The organism is Pseudonocardia cypriaca, assembly GCF_006717045.1.
GTDB lineage: Bacteria > Actinomycetota > Actinomycetes > Mycobacteriales > Pseudonocardiaceae > Pseudonocardia > Pseudonocardia cypriaca.
The window spans coordinates 2,153,779-2,167,893 of sequence record NZ_VFPH01000002.1 but is presented as its reverse complement, the minus strand read 5'-3'; the positions used below and the strand labels follow the sequence as shown (position 1 = coordinate 2,167,893).

Below are 14,115 nucleotides of genomic sequence, written 5' to 3'. Positions count from 1 at the left end.
GACGATCATGCGGGCTCGGGTGGTGCAGTGGGGTGTGGCGGCCCTCGTGCTCGCGCTCGGCGCGTGGGGCGCGGTGCCGGCAGCTGCCCCTGCCACATGTGACGACGGGGAGACGCGGGCGGCGTGGGTCGCCAGCGTCGGCAACATCGACTGGCCGAGCACGCCGGGCCTCCCCGTCGCCGACCAGCAACAGGAGTACCGGACGCTCCTCGACGACGTGCAGCGGCACGGGCTGAACACCGTGATCGTGCAGGTCCGTCCGACCGCGGACGCGCTGTGGCCGTCGCCGTACGAGCCGTGGTCGCACTGGCTCACCGGCGTGCAGGGGAAGGACCCCGGCTACGACCCGCTCGCCTTCCTCGTGGAGGAGGCGCACGCGCGCGGCCTGAAGTTCCACGCCTGGTTCAACCCGTTCCGCGTGAGCAAGCAGGCCGACCCGGCGCAGCTGGTGCCCGAGCACCCGGCCAGGCAGCACCCGGACTGGGTGTTCACCTACGGGGGCCAGCTCTACTACGACCCGGGGGAGCCCGCGGTCCGCGAGCTCGTGGCCGACGTGGTGCTGGACGTCGCGGAGCGCTACCCCATCGACGGGGTGCACTTCGACGACTACTTCTACCCGTACCCCGTCGAGGGTGAGCAGCTCCCGGACGCCGCGGCGTTCGCCGGGCACGGCGCGGGCTTCCCCGACATCGGGGACTGGCGGCGGCACAACGTCGACGAGCTGGTCAAGGGCGTGTCGGAGCGGCTCCGCGCGCTCGACAAGGGCATCGCGTTCGGGGTCAGCCCGTTCGGGATCTGGCGCAACGAGGCCGCGGACCCGCGCGGATCGGCGACCACCGGCATCCAGTCCTACGACACGACCTACGCCGACAGCTGGACGTGGGTGCGCGAGGGCTGGGTGGACTACATCGTCCCGCAGATCTACTGGGAGATCGGCCACGCGACCGCGGACTACGCGACGCTCGTGCCGTGGTGGGCTCGGGTCGTGGCCGGCACCCGCGTCCAGCTCTACACGGGGCAGGCGGCGTACAAGGTGGGCACCGGCCCGGCCTGGGGGGACGGTGAGCTCAGCGCGCACCTGGCCCTCGACCGTAACCACCCCGAGGTGCGCGGCGAGGTCTACTTCAGCGCGCGTTCCCTGTCCACGAACGCGGCCGCCGCCATGGACCGGGTGCGGACCGACCACTACTCCTGCCCGCCATCCGGTTAGCGCTGATTCCAGCTAGCACTACTCGTCCGCTGTCCGGGTGGCCATTAGGCTCCCGTGACCAGGCGGCCACGATGGGGTGAATGCGCATGGCGATCCAGGAGCGGCCCGAACGCGTGCTCGCCGACCTGCTCGCCCTCCTCGCCATCGCCGACCAGGCCATCCTCCTGCAGGAACGGGCCGAAGCCGTGCTGCAGGCGTGCGCGTCACCGGGGGAGTCGGCGCAGTTCGTGGCCCGGGAGGGCACCCGGGTGGCGAGCGAGTACCAGCGGCTGTGGACCTGGTCGATGGACTTCGCGCCCACCGCGGGCGACGGCTCGCTGGAGCGGCGCCTGTCCGACATCGTGCTGCTGCATTTCCAGATGTTGCACGTCGCCGTGCGGCTCGCGTTCCCCCGGCAGGCCACGCCCGGCGCGTTCCGGTCCGTGCGTGCGGTGGAGAACCTGGCGCCGTGGGTCGCGGAGCTGCGGTCGGTGCGTGACCAGCTCAACATGTGGATCATGGCGTTGACGCCGGCCGGCTGATCCGCGGCCGAGAGCCGGGTACGCCGCGGGGGGTACCGGCCGCGGCTGCGCTACCGCGGCGGACGCACGTATCCCGCCGCCCGCACGCGGACGCGGAGCGGGTTCGCGCCCGCGACGATGAGTCCATGGCGACGACGCTGGTCAGGGGACGGATGCGGCCCCGCACCCGCAAGGGTGTCCTGGTGGCCCACATCGTGGGGGTCGGGGCGTGGATCGGGCTCGACGTGATGCTCGGCGTGCTGGTCTTCACGCCGCTGCTCACGACCGACCCCGCCGTCACCGCACTCTGCTACCAGGCGATGCCGCTGCTGTTCTGGCCGATCCTGGTGAGCGGCCTGACCAGCCTGGTCACCGGCGTCGTGCTCGGCATGGGCACCCACCACGGGCTGGTGCGCCACTGGTGGGTGCTGGTGAAGCTGGTGCTGAACGTCGTGCTCACGGCGCTGGTCCTCGTGCTGCTGGGCCCCGCCATGGACGACGCGGCGCACGCCGGCCGGCTGCTCGCGGCCGGCCTGCCGGTCGACGGCGGCCTGCCGAACCTGGTGTTCCCGCCGATCGTCTCCGGCGCGTCGCTGGTGGTCGCCACGGTGCTGGCCGTCTACCGGCCGTGGGGCCGGGTGCGCCGGGTCGACGCGGGTCCCGGGCCGGGCGCGAGAGCGTGATCAGCTAGGGCCGGGCACTAGGACGTGCTCGGCTGGGCGGTGACCGCCGTGCCCGACCACCGCCGCACGACGACGTCGTCCCCTACCGCGAGCTGCCCGGGCGTGAGCACGGAGAACTTCGCGCCGAACGCGACGCCCTTGCCCGGGACGCGGCGGTAGTCGGCGAGGGTCCGAAGCGGCTCCGGCCCGGTCCGCACGCCGGTGAGCTGGTCGACCAGCGTCACCGCGCACCGGATCGCCTGCTTGGCGAACGCCAGCTCGGCGTCGCCGACGGTCAGCTCGCGGGCCTCGTCCTCGACGTGCGGCTCGGCCCACCCGTCCACGACGATGTTGGGGCGGAACCGGTCGATGGGCACCCCGGTCGCACCGCGGTCGGCGATCCGCCGGTTCAGCTCGGCCAAGGACGCGCGGCTCGCGACCAGCAGGGCGCCGCTGTCGGCGAACCCGGCCCGGCCGGGCGTCTCCCCGTCGGTGACGCGGTCGTGCTCCGGCGGGACCCGCACGAGCCGGCTCGGAGACCCGACCACGCGCGTGAGCCATCGTGCGACCGCGTCGCCCTGATCGATGGCCCGGTACGGCTGCCCGAACATCTCGACGGGGCGCCGGGGGCCGTCGAGGTCCACCGCCACCCGCACGCCGTCGGTGCCGGGGGCGTGCAGCCGCAGCTCCCGGCCGTCGTCGAGCACCTCCGGCCGGATCGGCGCGAGTTGCGCCTCCCTGCGCTGGCTGCGGAAGACCCCGTGCTCGTCGACGATCATGAACGTCCGGTCGTGGGTGAGCCCGGCCGGAGTGAGGTACGCGCTGGTCAGCGGCACTCCGGCGCAGCCCTTGATCGGATAGGTGTGCAGCGAGACGACGCGGGCGCTCATGCGGGAACCTCCGCGAACACGAGGAACGAGCGGCGCGGGGACGCGGTGGTCGTCACCCGCACGGACTCGAAGCCGGCGGCACGGGCGATGCGCTCGGCACCTGCCTCGTCGGCGGGTACGGCGAGGTCGGTCGGCAGCGATGCCGCGAGCTCGGGGGAGGGGTGGAAGTCCGCGGCCACCGGGATGCTGAACGCCACCTGCCCGCCCGGCCGCAGCACGCGGCGCCACTCGGGCAGGGCGGAGGCGCCGATGAGGTGCAGCGCGGACGCGCAGAGCACCACGTCGGCCGCTCCGTCCGGCAGGTCGAGCGGTACGGCGGGCGCGACCCGCCACTCGACCCGGCCCGTCTTCGCCGCTGCCTTCTCGATCATCCGCGGCGAGATGTCGATCGCCAGTACCCGCCGCGGTGCGAGCGTTTCGAGCGCGGCGATGGCGGCGAACCCGGTGCCGGTGGCGACGTCGACGACCAGGTCGGGCTCCGGCGCCTGCTGCAGGCCGGCCACCAGGAGCCGGGCGATCACGAGGTGGTGCGGGTCGTGGTCGTAGGTGTCGGCGGATGCGTCGAACAGCGCGGGAGCGGGCACGTGGCAATGCTAGGAGCCCCCGAATGTCCGACCCCTGTGCTGAACTCGGTGTCGGAGGTGATGGGAGTGTCCTTCGTGCACGGGCATCCTCGGCGCACCGGGTGGGTGATGGGCCACGTACGCCGCCCCAACCGCGCGGCGCCCGGTCAGCTGCCGTTGCTGCTCCCGGTGCCACTCCCGCGCCCGCCTGCCGAGGGTGGCGGGGCCACCAAGGCTCCGGCGTCCGGGTCGGTCAGGTCCGCGAGGAAGGCGGCGATCACCCGCAGCTGAGTCTCGTCGCGGGTGCTGAGCACGGCTTCCAGCAGCTCGCCGTGGTGCCGGTAGTGGTCGGCCAGGGTCGCCATGGCCTCGGGCACCGGGGTCACGAGCACCTTCCGGCGGTCGGTCGTGTCCCGTTCGCGGCGCACGAATCCGGCGCGCTCCAGGCGGTCGATCACGCCCGTCACGGTGCCGGTGGTGAGGCCGGTCATGTCCGCGAGCCGGCCCGGGGTCAGCGGGCCGTGCAGGTTGAGCAGCGAGATGAGCTGCGAGTCGCTCGCCCCGAGCCCCACCCGTTGCGCCACGGCGTGGTTGTGCAGCACGACTCCCGCGATGAAGCGCAGGGTCGACCGCTGGATGGCGGCCCGCAACTCGTCGGCGACCACTCGACCTCCTTGACTTTTATCTCGCGACGCCAAGATACTCGAGACGGCGAGATATTCGGCATGGCGAGGAAAGGGTAGGACATGCGGACGGCGCTGGTGATCGGAGCGGGGATCGCGGGGCCGGTGGCGGCGATCGCGCTCCAGCGGGCAGGCATCACCCCCACGGTGTACGAGGCCCGCGAGAGCACGGCCGACGAGCTGGGCGCGTTCCTGACGCTGCAGGTCAACGGCATCGACGCGCTGCGCACGCTCGGCGTCGGTCACGTCGTCGCCGGGATCGGTTTCCCCACCCCGAGCATGCGCTTCCGCAGCGGCACCGGGAAGCTGCTCGGTGAGGTGAGCACGGGCGCGGCCCTTCCGGACGGCACCGTCGGCGTCACGCTGAAGCGCAGCGACCTCTACCGCGCGCTGCGCGACGAGGCGCGGCAGCAGGGCATCACGATCGAGCACGGGCGCAGGCTCGTGGAGGTGCGGCCGGTACCCGGCGGCGTCCGCGCCGAGTTCGCCGACGGGACGTCGGCCACGGCCGAGCTGCTCGTCGGCGCCGACGGGATCCGGTCCCGGGTCCGCCAGGTCATCGATCCGGGAGCGGCCCCCGCGCGCTACGTGCCCGTGCTCAACATTGGCGGCTTCGCCCCTGCTATCGCCGTCGACGGGGTGCAGGGCGGCTACGAGATGGTGTTCGGCAAACGGGCGTTCTTCGGGTACGTGGTCGCGCCGGACGGGGCCGTCTGGTGGTTCGCCAACCCGCCGCAGCGTTCCGAGCCGGCACCGGGCGAGCTCTCCGGGCTCGGCACGGCGCACTGGCGGGCCCGGCTGGCGGAGCTCTTCGCGGGCGACCGCACCCCGGCCTGCGAGATCATCGCCGCCACACCGGGGGAGCTGGAGGGATGGGCCACCTACGACCTGCCGTCGGTACGGCGGTGGCACCGCGATCGCATGGTGCTGATCGGCGACGCCGCGCACGCCACGTCGCCCGCGTCCGGGCAGGGCGCCTCGATGGCGATCGAGGACGCCGTCGAGCTCGGCCGGTGCCTGCGCGACCTCCCCGAACCAGATGCCGCCTTCGCCGCCTACGAGCAGTTGCGGCGGTTCCGGGTGGAGCGGGTGGTGGCGAACGGCGCGCGGTCGAGCAACGCGAAGGCGGCCGGGCCGGTGGCGCGGGTGCTGCGCGACGCGCTGCTGCCGCTCTTCCTCCGCCGGCAGGGAGCGCAGGCCGAGGCGTGGCTGCACGGGTACCACATCGACTGGGACGCCCAGGTCGTACCCGCCACGGTGCCGGCCGGCCGCCGTTAGCGCCACTATGGGGGTCGTGGACGAACCACGAGGACCCGAGCTGCGCATCGGCGACCGCGAACGCCGCGCCACCGACGCGCACCTGCAGCAGGCGCACGGCGACGGCGTGCTCACCCTCATCGAGTACGACGAGCGCGCCGCGTCGTGCTGGGCCGCCCGCACCCAGGGCGACCTGGACGAGCTGGTTCGCGACCTGCCTCCGTACCGACCGGGTCCCGGCGAGCAGCCCACCGCGGTCGTGGCGGCGGTTCCCGAGAAGGGGCCGTCGAAGAGCCTCGGGCAGCGGCTCGGCGGGTCGCTGGTCGGGATCGCGGCCATCGGGGCCGTGATCTTCGGCGGCGTGCACGTCGTCACGGCGACCGACGGCGCGGCCGTCTTCGGCAACCGGCAGGTCACCGTCGCGCCCGGCCAGGACCGCGTCGAGGTGGGCATGCTCTTCGGCAGCGTCGACGTCGTCGTCCCGGAGGGCATGCGGGCGCGGCCCGAGGGAGCGGTGATCTTCGGCAGCACCGACTGCGCACTGGCCTGCACCGGAACCGGCCAGGAGGTCGTGGTCGACGCCACGGGTGCGTTCGGCAGCGTCGACATCCTGCGCCCCGGTGAGCCCGACCGCGACGACGATGACGATGACGACGACTAGAGCGAGCTATCGCGCATCGAGGTGCTCGTCAAGCGTCGCGAGGATGTCGTCGATCGGCCCGAAGGTGATCATGGCGGTGACCCCGCCCGCGATCTCACCGCGCAGTGGGTCGAGGGCGGCACGGGCTCGCGCGGCGAGTGCGTCGTCGCCGAGCAGGACCGCCGTGTGCGCGTTGACGGCCCACAGCGCGTCGTACAGGTGGTCGGCGGCGGGTGCGGGCAGGGTGGCGGCGGCCTGCCGGGCGGCCGCGAGGTCGCCACGGGCGTGGTCGAGCAGCGGCCGGACCCAGAGGCGGTGGGGGCCCCAGTCGAGGTCGGGAGTCGTCGGCGCGGGACGCCCGTGGCGGATGCGCACCGAGAGCAGCGCGAGCGGGAGGAAGCCCGCCTCCACCCCGGGCATACCGGCCCCGGCCAGCTCGGTGGCCACCGCGCGGTAGGCGTGCGCGACCTCGGCGGGGTCGCTGGACCGCGCCGCCAGCTGCATCGTCCGGAACGCGGCAGCGAGCACGTGGACGACCGGCGCCTCGTGGACGGTGGCGAGCCGCTCGGCCGCCACGACGTGGCGCTCCGCGGCCTCGGTGTCGCCGCGGGCCGCTTGGACCTGGATCTCGACGAGATGGCCTAGGACCTCGAACGTGGGGAGTTCGTGCCGCACGGAGAGCTCGATGAGCTCGGCGCCGATGGCGTGGCGTTCCCCGGTGCGCCCCGGTCGCTGGAACGACTGCACGAACCGGGCGTTGAGCGCGAGCGCCAGCACGCCCGGGTCCTGCAGGTCCCGGGCGAGCCGCTCGGCCTCCGTGGCCGCGTCGGCCGCCCAGCGGTCCCGGGATCCCCGGTGCTCGAGCCCGACGGTGGCGAGCAGACGCGCGCGAAGCGCAGGTGGTGCCTCCGGCCCGAGTCTGTCGAGGGTGCGTCGGGTGGTCGCGACCAGCGCTTCGGATCGTCCGGGGTCGTCCACGCGCGTCCAGATGGTCGGCACGTCGTAGGCGGTGATCACCCGCGCGGTGAGGAGGGGGTCGCCCGTGCGTTCCGCTTCCGCCACCGCGGCGGCCCGCTGTTCCTGTGCGAGCACGAGGTTGGCGCCGCCGGTCACCGCCGCTGCCCGGGCCACGGCGCTCATCGAGCGCAGCCGGGTGTAGGTCCCCGTCGCCTCCGTGCGGGTGAGCAGGCGCAGCCGGTCCTCGTCCCGCGGTGAGGGTCTCAGGTGCGGGGCGTGCCGGAGGATGTCGCGTTCCAGGTGGTCGAGGCTGTCCGCCGACTCCAGCCCGTACCGGTCGAGCAGCCTCGCCCGTGCAGCGCGCAGCGACGCCAGTGCGTCGACCTGGCGGTCGGCCTGGTAGAGGGCGTGGGCGAGCAGCACCCACGAGCTCTCCCGCCAGGGATGGGCGGCTGCGAACGCCTCCAGCTCCGGGACGAGGGACGCGCCACGCCCGAGGTCGAGCACGGCGCCGGCGCGCAGCTCGACGGCCTGCCGGTGGAGCTCGGCGAGGCGGGCGCGCTCCTGCGTCAGCCACGGCGAGGCGTCGAGGTCGGTGTACGGCTCGCCCGCCCACCACGAGAGCGCATCGGTCAGCGGGCCGACGGCCTCGCGGCTGTGCTCGTCGCGCACGGCCCGCAGCGTGTCCTCGAAACGGTGGGCGTCGACCCGTGCCCGGGGGATCCGGAGGGCGTACCCGGTGCCGACGGTCTCGATGACCTGCGACCGGGTCCGTGGGCGGCGGTCCGGTTCGAGCGCGCGCCGCAGCTCGCCGACGAAGGTGCGCACCGTGCCGGCAGCGGTGTGCGGGTGATCCTCCCAGAGGTCGTCGACCAGCACCTCGAGCGGGACGGGCCGGCCGCCTGCCGCGACCAGCCGTCCGAGCAGCTCGCGGCGGCGCCTGCTGCCCACCGCGATCGGGCGGCCACCGGCGTCCCGGACCTCGACGGGCCCGAGCACCCTGACGTGGATCTCCACGCGGCCATTGTCGCCGCTGACCCGCTGCTGATCCGGGTGCCCGATCCTCCGAGCATGAGCATCACCGTTCCGGGATTCGAGACCGAATCGATCGCCGTCGCCGACGGCATCGAGCTGAACGCCGCGGTCGGCGGGGACGGCCCCGCGCTCGTGCTGTTGCACGGCTTTCCCCAGACCCACCTGATGTGGCGGCACGTCGCCCCCGTCCTCGCCGAGCACCACACCGTGATCTGCCCCGACCTCCGCGGCTACGGCGCCAGCAGCAAGCCCGAAGCCGTCGACGAGAGCACCTACTCGAAGCGGACGATGGCGGCCGACGTCGTCGGCCTGGCCGACGCACTCGGGATCCACCGGTTCGCGCTCGTGGGGCACGACCGCGGCGCGCACGTGGCGTTCCGGGCGGGCCTCGACCACCCCGACCGGGTGAGCCACCTCGGGATCCTGGACATCGTCCCCACGCTGGACACCTGGAACGTCCTCCACGGGGTCAGCGCGGCCGTGGCCTTCCACCTCTACCTGATGGCCCAGCCGCCCGGCCTGCCCGAGCAGATGATCGCGAACAGCTCCGACGCGTTCTTCGGCCACTTCCTCGACGCCTGGGCCACCGGCCCCGACGCCATCCCCGCCGACGTGCGCGCCGAGTACCTGCGCGCCTGCCGGGACGCCGTCCCGTCGATCGTCGCCGACTACCGGGCAACCGCGACCGTCGACATCGAGCACGACCAGGCCGACCTCGACGCCGGCAACCAGCTCACGATGCCCGTGATGGTCGTCCAGCAGGACTGGGGCGCGCAGCTGGGGTTCGACGCCGCCGCGATCTGGCGCCCCTGGGTCGCCGACCTCCAGCACTTCACCACCCGGGCCGGGCACTTCATGGCCGAGTCGGCGCCGGAGGACGTCGCACGGCTGGTCCTGGACCTGCTCGAGCGGTGACCGCCCGTCAGCCGTCCGCCGTCGCCCCGATCTCCTGCAGCCCGACCACACCGAGCAGAGCGAGCGCCTCGGCCTCCCGGCTCCCCGGCGGGGCCGAGTAGACGATCAGCACCTGGTCGTCGCCCTGGACGTGCAGCACGTTGCAGTCCAGCTCGAGCACACCGAGCTCGGGGTGGCGGATCCGCTTGGTGTCGTCGTGGTGCTCGTTGAGCTCGCGCAGCGTCCAGAGGCGCTCGAACCGGTCGCTCCCGGCGCGCAGCTCGGCGATCAGCCGGGCCAGGCCCGGGTCGTCGGGGTAGCGGGCGGCCGTGCGGCGCAGGTCGGACGCGATCGCGCGGTCGAGCCGCTCACGATCCTCGGAGTTCACGTCGACCCGCCCGCCCTGACCGAGGAACGCCTGCCACACGAGGTTGCGCTGTGCGAGCGGGACGGCGGACATGTCCCCGAGCAGGGCGGCGGCCAGTGGGTTCCAGGCGAGCACGTCGCACTTGGCGTCGAGCAGCACGACCGGGAGGTCGGTGAAGCGGTCCATCATCCGTTGCACGCTGGGTCGCACCGCGCTGCGGATGCGTCCCGGCGGGGGCGGCGCGACCCCGGCGAGCTCGAACAGGTGCTCGCGCTCGGCGTCCGTGAGGCGCAGCGCCCTGGCCAGCCCGCCCAGAACGGCCTCCGACGGGCGCGGGCCGCGCCCCTGCTCGACGCGGGTCAGGTAGTCCACCGACATCCCGGCGAGGCCGGCGACCTCCTCGCGCCGCAGCCCGGGCGTGCGCCGCCGCACGCCAGCCGGCAGCCCGACGTCGGCCGGGCGCAGCCGCTCCCGCCACGTGCGCAGCGCGATCCCGACCTCGACGCGATCCATGCGTCCAGCATGCCGCGCGACCGGGCTCGGAGCCTGGTACAGCTGATCCCCCGGTCCCGGTCCCTGCTGCACATCGACGAACGGCGCGTTCGTCGGATAGGTACCGACGAACGCGCCGTTCGTCGGTACGTGTCGGGCCTGAGATGCTGGGGCCGTGAGTGATCGACTGCGTGTGGCCGTGGTGACGCCTCTCAGCGAGGAGCTGGCGGAGCTCGTCCCGCGGCTCGAGCCGCGGGTGGACCTCGTGTGCGAGCAGGAGCTGCTGCCGCCCGTCCGGTACCCGGCCGACCACCACGGCGATCCCTCGTTCACCCGCACCCCGGCCCAGGAACGACGCTTCGCGGAGATCATCGCCGAGGCCGAAGCGCTCTACGGCGTGCCGGGTGAGGACCCGGTGGCGCTGCGGCGAGCGGTCGATTCCAACCCCCGCCTGCGCTGGGTGCACACGATGGCCGCGGGCGGCGGCGCGCTGGTGAAGGCCGCCGGCCTGTCGGCCGAGCAGCTCGAGCGCGTCACGTTCACGACGTCGGCCGGGGTGCACGGCGGCCCGCTCGCCGAGTACGCCCTGTTCGGGCTGCTCGCAGGGGCCAAGAACCTGCCCCGCCTGCAGGCCGACGCCGCCCGGCACGAGTGGCCGGACCGCTGGCTGATGGGCCAGCTGCGGGAGCAGACCGTGCTGGTCGTCGGCCTCGGCGGGATCGGCCGCGAGGTGGCCCGCCTGCTCGCGGCGTTCGGCACGCGGGTTATCGGCACGAGCCGGCGCGGCGAGCCGGTCGAGGGCGTCACCGAGCTGGTGCACCCCTCCGAGCTCGCCGCGGTGGTGGGGCGGGTGGACGGGATCGTCGTCACGCTGCCCGGCACCGCCGCCACCGAGCGGCTGGTGAGCGCCGACGTGCTCGCCGCCGTCCGGCCCGGCACCACCCTCGTGAACGTCGGGCGCGGCAGCGTGATCGACGAGGACGCGCTGGTGGAGGCGCTGCGCGACGGGCGGATCGGGTTCGCCGCGCTCGACGTGTTCGCCGCCGAACCGCTCGACCCGGCGAGCCCGCTGTGGGAGCTGCCGAACGTGCTGATCAGCCCGCACAACGCCGCGCTCACGCCCGCGGAGGGGAAGCGGATCGCGGAGCTCTTCGCCGACAACGCCGCCCGCCTGCTGGACGGCAGGCCGTTGCGAAACGTGGTGAACACGGTCGAGTTCTACTGAGGTCGTGCGGACAGGTGAGGCGGATCAGACGTCGAGCGTGGTCGGCGTGCCGATGGGTAGCCAGCGAATACTGCCCCGCACGTCGGCCGGGGCACTCGTGAACTCGCGTTCGATCGTCCGGCGCGGCTCTTGGAAGTGCTTCCAGCCCTCGTAGTGGACCGGGATGACCGTGCGCGGCCGGACGAGGCGGCACAGGGCAACGGCCCGGCGGGCGGTCATCGTGTAGCGCACGGGCCCGGTGACCGGGAACCGCACTCCGCCGAGGTGCAGCAGCGCGACGCTGACCCGCAGCCGGTCGGCGACCTCCCGGACCCCGCCGTACAGGACGGTATCGCCGGATATCCACAGCACCCCGTCCCGCTGGCCGGCCCATCGCAGCGCGAACCCGACGACGTCGCCGACGATCGGTCCGGAGAGCGGCGGGCCGTGCCGGCACGGGGTGGCCGTGATCTCGATCGTCGGCAGGCCGGGGCGCTCGAGCCGTGTCGACGACCACGGCTCGACGCCCTGTGCGTTGCCGCCGAGCCGCGACGCCCCGGAGGCCGTGGTCAGGACCGTGCCGGCCGACGGCAGCAGCGCACGGCCGGCGTCGTCGAGGTTGTCGCCGTGGTGGTCGTGCGTCAGCAGCACCGCATCGATCGGCCCGAGTGCCTCGGCGGCGACCGCCGGGCCGGCGAGTTTGCGCGACGACGTGCCCCACCCGAACGCGTACCGGCGGCCGGGTGGGTCGAACGTCGGGTCGGTCAGGATCCGCCAGCCACCGATCTCGAGGAGCGCGGTCGGCCCGCCGACGTGGGTGACACGGATCCCCGTCACTTCCGGGCGTGCTCCAGCGCCCAGTCGAGTACGCGGTCGGCGATCTCCTCCCAGCCCTTCTGGGCGGGCAGCAGGTGGGCGTAGCCCTCGTGCTCCTCGATCTCGGTGAGGGTGTTCGACTTGTAGTGCTTGGCGTTGGACTGCTGGATCGCCGGCGGCATGATGTGGTCCTCGCTGCCGGAGACGAAGAGCAGCGGCGCCCGGTCGTCGTTGTGGTAGTCGACCCAGGTGTCCTGGTGGCCGGGCCGGAAGTTGGCGAGCACGCCGCCCCACACGATCGAGCCGGCCGCCGGGATGTGGTAGCGCTCGTAGAGGGCGCGGGCCTCCTCCTCGCTGAACGTGTTGGTGAAGGCGTAGCGCCACTCCTCGAACGAGAGCCCGACCGCCTTGTGCCGGTTGGTGGGGTTCTTGAACACCGGGAACGTGGACTTCAGCTGCGACAGCGGAACCACGCGCACGCCCTCGGTCGGCGCGGAGTTGAGCGCCACGCCCGCGGCGCCGAGGCCGTGGTCGAGCAGGATCTGGGTGAACGCTCCACCGGCCGAGTGCCCGATGATGATCGGTGGTGCGGGCAGCTCCTCGATCACGGCGGTGAGGTGCGCGATGATCTTCGGTACCGTCACCTCCGCGATCGGGGTCGGGTCGGCGTTCAACGCCTCGACCTCCACCTCGAAGCCGGGGTACGCGGGGGCGAGCACCCGGAAGCCGCGCCGCTCGTAGTGCGTGACCCAGTTCTCCCAGCTGCGCGGCGTGACCCAGAAGCCGTGGACGAGGACGATCGTGTCGGGCGCGCTCATGCATGGCTCCTCAGGAACGCGAGCAGGACTGCTCCGCATCATGACCGGTTCAGACGGTAGGTGCGGTCGGCGTCCCGCCACTCGGCTGTCGGTGCACCGTTCTCGGCTGACCGTGCACACTGGCCCGGTTCGGAACGAGCGAAGGCGGCGCCCATGCCCTACGTCCTCGACACGGCGGGCATACCGCCGGGCGACCGGGCCGAGGCCGTTCACGTGGCGATGACGCAGGCGTCGGCGCCCTGCTACGTGATCCACGAGGCGCAGGGCGGCGACGTCCATGCCCGGATGGGACTGTGGGATCTGGGCCCCGCCAACATCTTCACCACCCGGGCGTCAGGGATCCGGCTGCTGCGCACGGCCAAGCAGGCCAAGCAGGACGTGATGCCGGTCGTAGCCCTGTCCGCCCAGCAGCAGTCGGTCGGACGACACGAGCAGCTCGCCCGGCAGGCGATCGTCGCGCCCGGCGGGCTGATGGCCGTCGACCTGTCAGCGCCGTACGACTTCTCCTGGTCAGGCGACGGGGCCGCCGGATGCGTCCAGATTCCCATCGATCAGCTCGGCCTTCCGATCGACGTCGTCCGTCGCGCGGTGGGCGGTCTTCACAACAGCCCGATGTACCGCTTGGTCGCCGACCACGTCGCCCATCTGGCGGTGAATGCCGACCGGCTCAGCGCCGACCCCGCGGCAGCCGATCTCGGTGCCGCCACCATCGAACTGGCCCGCGCACTCCTGCTCTCCGCCGCCCACGCCGACCGGCACTCACGCGAGGTACTCGCCGAAACGCTCCTCACGCGGGTGCGGGCATACGTGCGCCAGCACCTCAAGGATCCCGACCTCCGCGCCGCCACGATCGCCGCAGCGCACAACGTCTCGCTGCGCCACCTCTACAAGGTCTTCGCGCGGGCCGACCGCAGCCTCGAGCAGTGGATCATCGCAGAACGGCTCCGGGGCGCGCGGGAAGAGCTCCTGCGGCCCGAGAGCCGGCAACGGTCCATCGCGGCGATCGCGCGCAGCTGGGGGTTCCGCGACCCGACCCATTTCGCCCGCCGGTTCCTGTCCGCGTACGGCGTGACACCGACCGAATGGCGACGCCGGTCCGAAGCTGACGGCTGAGAGCCGGCGCCCCG

15 protein-coding genes are annotated in these 14,115 nt (G+C 73.3%); 8 read left to right on the top strand and 7 right to left on the bottom strand.

Going from position 1 to position 14,115, the window contains the following annotated elements; all coding sequences use genetic code 11:
- The first annotated feature begins 7 nt into the window (after positions 1–7).
- The 3 genes from FB388_RS27810 (at position 8) to FB388_RS27800 (ending at position 2,393) form a co-directional block, all read left to right on the top strand.
- Entirely contained in the window at positions 8–1,210 is a 1,203-nt protein-coding gene (locus tag FB388_RS27810; protein ID WP_142105080.1) for a glycoside hydrolase family 10-like protein, read from the top strand.
- Positions 1,211–1,290: 80 nt separating this feature from the next.
- Positions 1,291–1,731 (top strand): hypothetical protein, encoded by a 441-nt coding sequence (locus tag FB388_RS27805; protein ID WP_142105079.1) that lies wholly within the window; start codon positions 1,291–1,293, stop codon positions 1,729–1,731.
- A gap of 125 nt (positions 1,732–1,856) precedes the next feature.
- Entirely contained in the window at positions 1,857–2,393 is a 537-nt protein-coding gene (locus tag FB388_RS27800) for a hypothetical protein (RefSeq protein ID WP_142105078.1), read from the top strand.
- Positions 2,394–2,410: 17 nt separating this feature from the next.
- Here the strand turns inward: FB388_RS27800 and FB388_RS27795 are convergent, their stop codons facing one another.
- From FB388_RS27795 to FB388_RS27785, 3 genes are all read right to left on the bottom strand, one after another.
- Positions 2,411–3,262: an MOSC domain-containing protein gene (locus tag FB388_RS27795; RefSeq protein ID WP_142105077.1), complete on the bottom strand. Its 852-nt coding sequence runs from the start codon at positions 3,260–3,262 to the stop codon at positions 2,411–2,413.
- Positions 3,259–3,846: a class I SAM-dependent methyltransferase gene (locus tag FB388_RS27790; RefSeq protein WP_142105076.1), complete on the bottom strand. Its 588-nt coding sequence runs from the start codon at positions 3,844–3,846 to the stop codon at positions 3,259–3,261. Before FB388_RS27790 ends, FB388_RS27795 begins: the two co-directional genes overlap by 4 nt.
- Positions 3,847–3,992: 146 nt before the next feature.
- Positions 3,993–4,490, bottom strand: coding sequence for a MarR family transcriptional regulator (locus FB388_RS27785; protein ID WP_211362241.1), 498 nt, complete (start codon positions 4,488–4,490; stop codon positions 3,993–3,995).
- An 81-nt stretch (positions 4,491–4,571) separates the two neighbouring features.
- Here FB388_RS27785 and FB388_RS27780 point away from each other — a divergent pair, with 81 nt between their 5' ends.
- Entirely contained in the window at positions 4,572–5,786 is a 1,215-nt protein-coding gene (locus tag FB388_RS27780; RefSeq protein WP_142105075.1) for an FAD-dependent oxidoreductase, read from the top strand.
- A 16-nt stretch (positions 5,787–5,802) separates the two neighbouring features.
- Positions 5,803–6,426 carry a DUF1707 SHOCT-like domain-containing protein gene (locus FB388_RS27775; RefSeq protein WP_170225855.1) on the top strand — a complete coding sequence of 208 codons (624 nt, stop codon included), beginning with the start codon at positions 5,803–5,805 and terminating at the stop codon, positions 6,424–6,426.
- Between the two features lie 6 nt (positions 6,427–6,432).
- On the opposite strand, the gene FB388_RS27770 is transcribed toward FB388_RS27775, so the two are convergent.
- Positions 6,433–8,379 carry an AfsR/SARP family transcriptional regulator gene (locus FB388_RS27770; protein ID WP_142105073.1) on the bottom strand — a complete coding sequence of 649 codons (1,947 nt, stop codon included), beginning with the start codon at positions 8,377–8,379 and terminating at the stop codon, positions 6,433–6,435.
- 54 nt (positions 8,380–8,433) lie between these two features.
- Between FB388_RS27770 and FB388_RS27765 the strand changes: the two genes are divergently transcribed.
- The gene (locus tag FB388_RS27765) at positions 8,434–9,312 is read left to right on the top strand and encodes an alpha/beta fold hydrolase (RefSeq protein ID WP_142105072.1); all 879 of its coding nucleotides are present in this window, start codon (positions 8,434–8,436) and stop codon (positions 9,310–9,312) included.
- A 7-nt stretch (positions 9,313–9,319) separates the two neighbouring features.
- Here FB388_RS27765 and FB388_RS27760 read toward each other — a convergent pair whose 3' ends face one another.
- On the bottom strand, positions 9,320–10,171 hold the full coding sequence (locus FB388_RS27760; RefSeq protein ID WP_142105071.1) for a helix-turn-helix transcriptional regulator: 852 nt from the start codon (positions 10,169–10,171) through the stop codon (positions 9,320–9,322).
- A gap of 154 nt (positions 10,172–10,325) precedes the next feature.
- On the opposite strand from FB388_RS27760, the gene FB388_RS27755 reads away from it, so the two are divergent.
- Positions 10,326–11,375 (top strand): D-2-hydroxyacid dehydrogenase, encoded by a 1,050-nt coding sequence (locus FB388_RS27755; protein WP_211362240.1) that lies wholly within the window; start codon positions 10,326–10,328, stop codon positions 11,373–11,375.
- Positions 11,376–11,399: 24 nt separating this feature from the next.
- Here FB388_RS27755 and FB388_RS27750 read toward each other — a convergent pair whose 3' ends face one another.
- Both FB388_RS27750 and FB388_RS27745 read right to left on the bottom strand, forming a co-directional pair.
- The gene (locus FB388_RS27750) at positions 11,400–12,191 is read right to left on the bottom strand and encodes an MBL fold metallo-hydrolase (RefSeq protein WP_142105070.1); all 792 of its coding nucleotides are present in this window, start codon (positions 12,189–12,191) and stop codon (positions 11,400–11,402) included.
- The gene (locus tag FB388_RS27745; RefSeq protein ID WP_142105069.1) at positions 12,188–12,988 is read right to left on the bottom strand and encodes an alpha/beta hydrolase; all 801 of its coding nucleotides are present in this window, start codon (positions 12,986–12,988) and stop codon (positions 12,188–12,190) included. The genes FB388_RS27750 and FB388_RS27745 overlap by 4 nt, the downstream gene beginning before the upstream one ends.
- A 153-nt stretch (positions 12,989–13,141) precedes the next feature.
- Here FB388_RS27745 and FB388_RS27740 point away from each other — a divergent pair, with 153 nt between their 5' ends.
- Entirely contained in the window at positions 13,142–14,101 is a 960-nt protein-coding gene (locus FB388_RS27740; protein ID WP_142105068.1) for a helix-turn-helix domain-containing protein, read from the top strand.
- The last annotated feature ends 14 nt before the right edge of the window (positions 14,102–14,115 follow it).

What these genes read in the sequence shown, in the direction of transcription:
- FB388_RS27810 (WP_142105080.1), top strand. Translation starts at nt 8, where the DNA reads ATGCGGGCTCGGGTGGTGCAGTGGGGTGTGGCGGCCCTCGTGCTCGCG.
- FB388_RS27805 (WP_142105079.1), top strand. Translation starts at nt 1,291, where the DNA reads ATGCGCATGGCGATCCAGGAGCGGCCCGAACGCGTGCTCGCCGACCTG.
- FB388_RS27800 (WP_142105078.1), top strand. Translation starts at nt 1,857, where the DNA reads ATGGCGACGACGCTGGTCAGGGGACGGATGCGGCCCCGCACCCGCAAG.
- FB388_RS27795 (WP_142105077.1), bottom strand. Translation starts at nt 3,262, where the DNA reads ATGAGCGCCCGCGTCGTCTCGCTGCACACCTATCCGATCAAGGGCTGC.
- FB388_RS27780 (WP_142105075.1), top strand. Translation starts at nt 4,572, where the DNA reads ATGCGGACGGCGCTGGTGATCGGAGCGGGGATCGCGGGGCCGGTGGCG.
- FB388_RS27765 (WP_142105072.1), top strand. Translation starts at nt 8,434, where the DNA reads ATGAGCATCACCGTTCCGGGATTCGAGACCGAATCGATCGCCGTCGCC.
- FB388_RS27760 (WP_142105071.1), bottom strand. Translation starts at nt 10,171, where the DNA reads ATGGATCGCGTCGAGGTCGGGATCGCGCTGCGCACGTGGCGGGAGCGG.
- FB388_RS27745 (WP_142105069.1), bottom strand. Translation starts at nt 12,988, where the DNA reads ATGAGCGCGCCCGACACGATCGTCCTCGTCCACGGCTTCTGGGTCACG.
- FB388_RS27740 (WP_142105068.1), top strand. Translation starts at nt 13,142, where the DNA reads ATGCCCTACGTCCTCGACACGGCGGGCATACCGCCGGGCGACCGGGCC.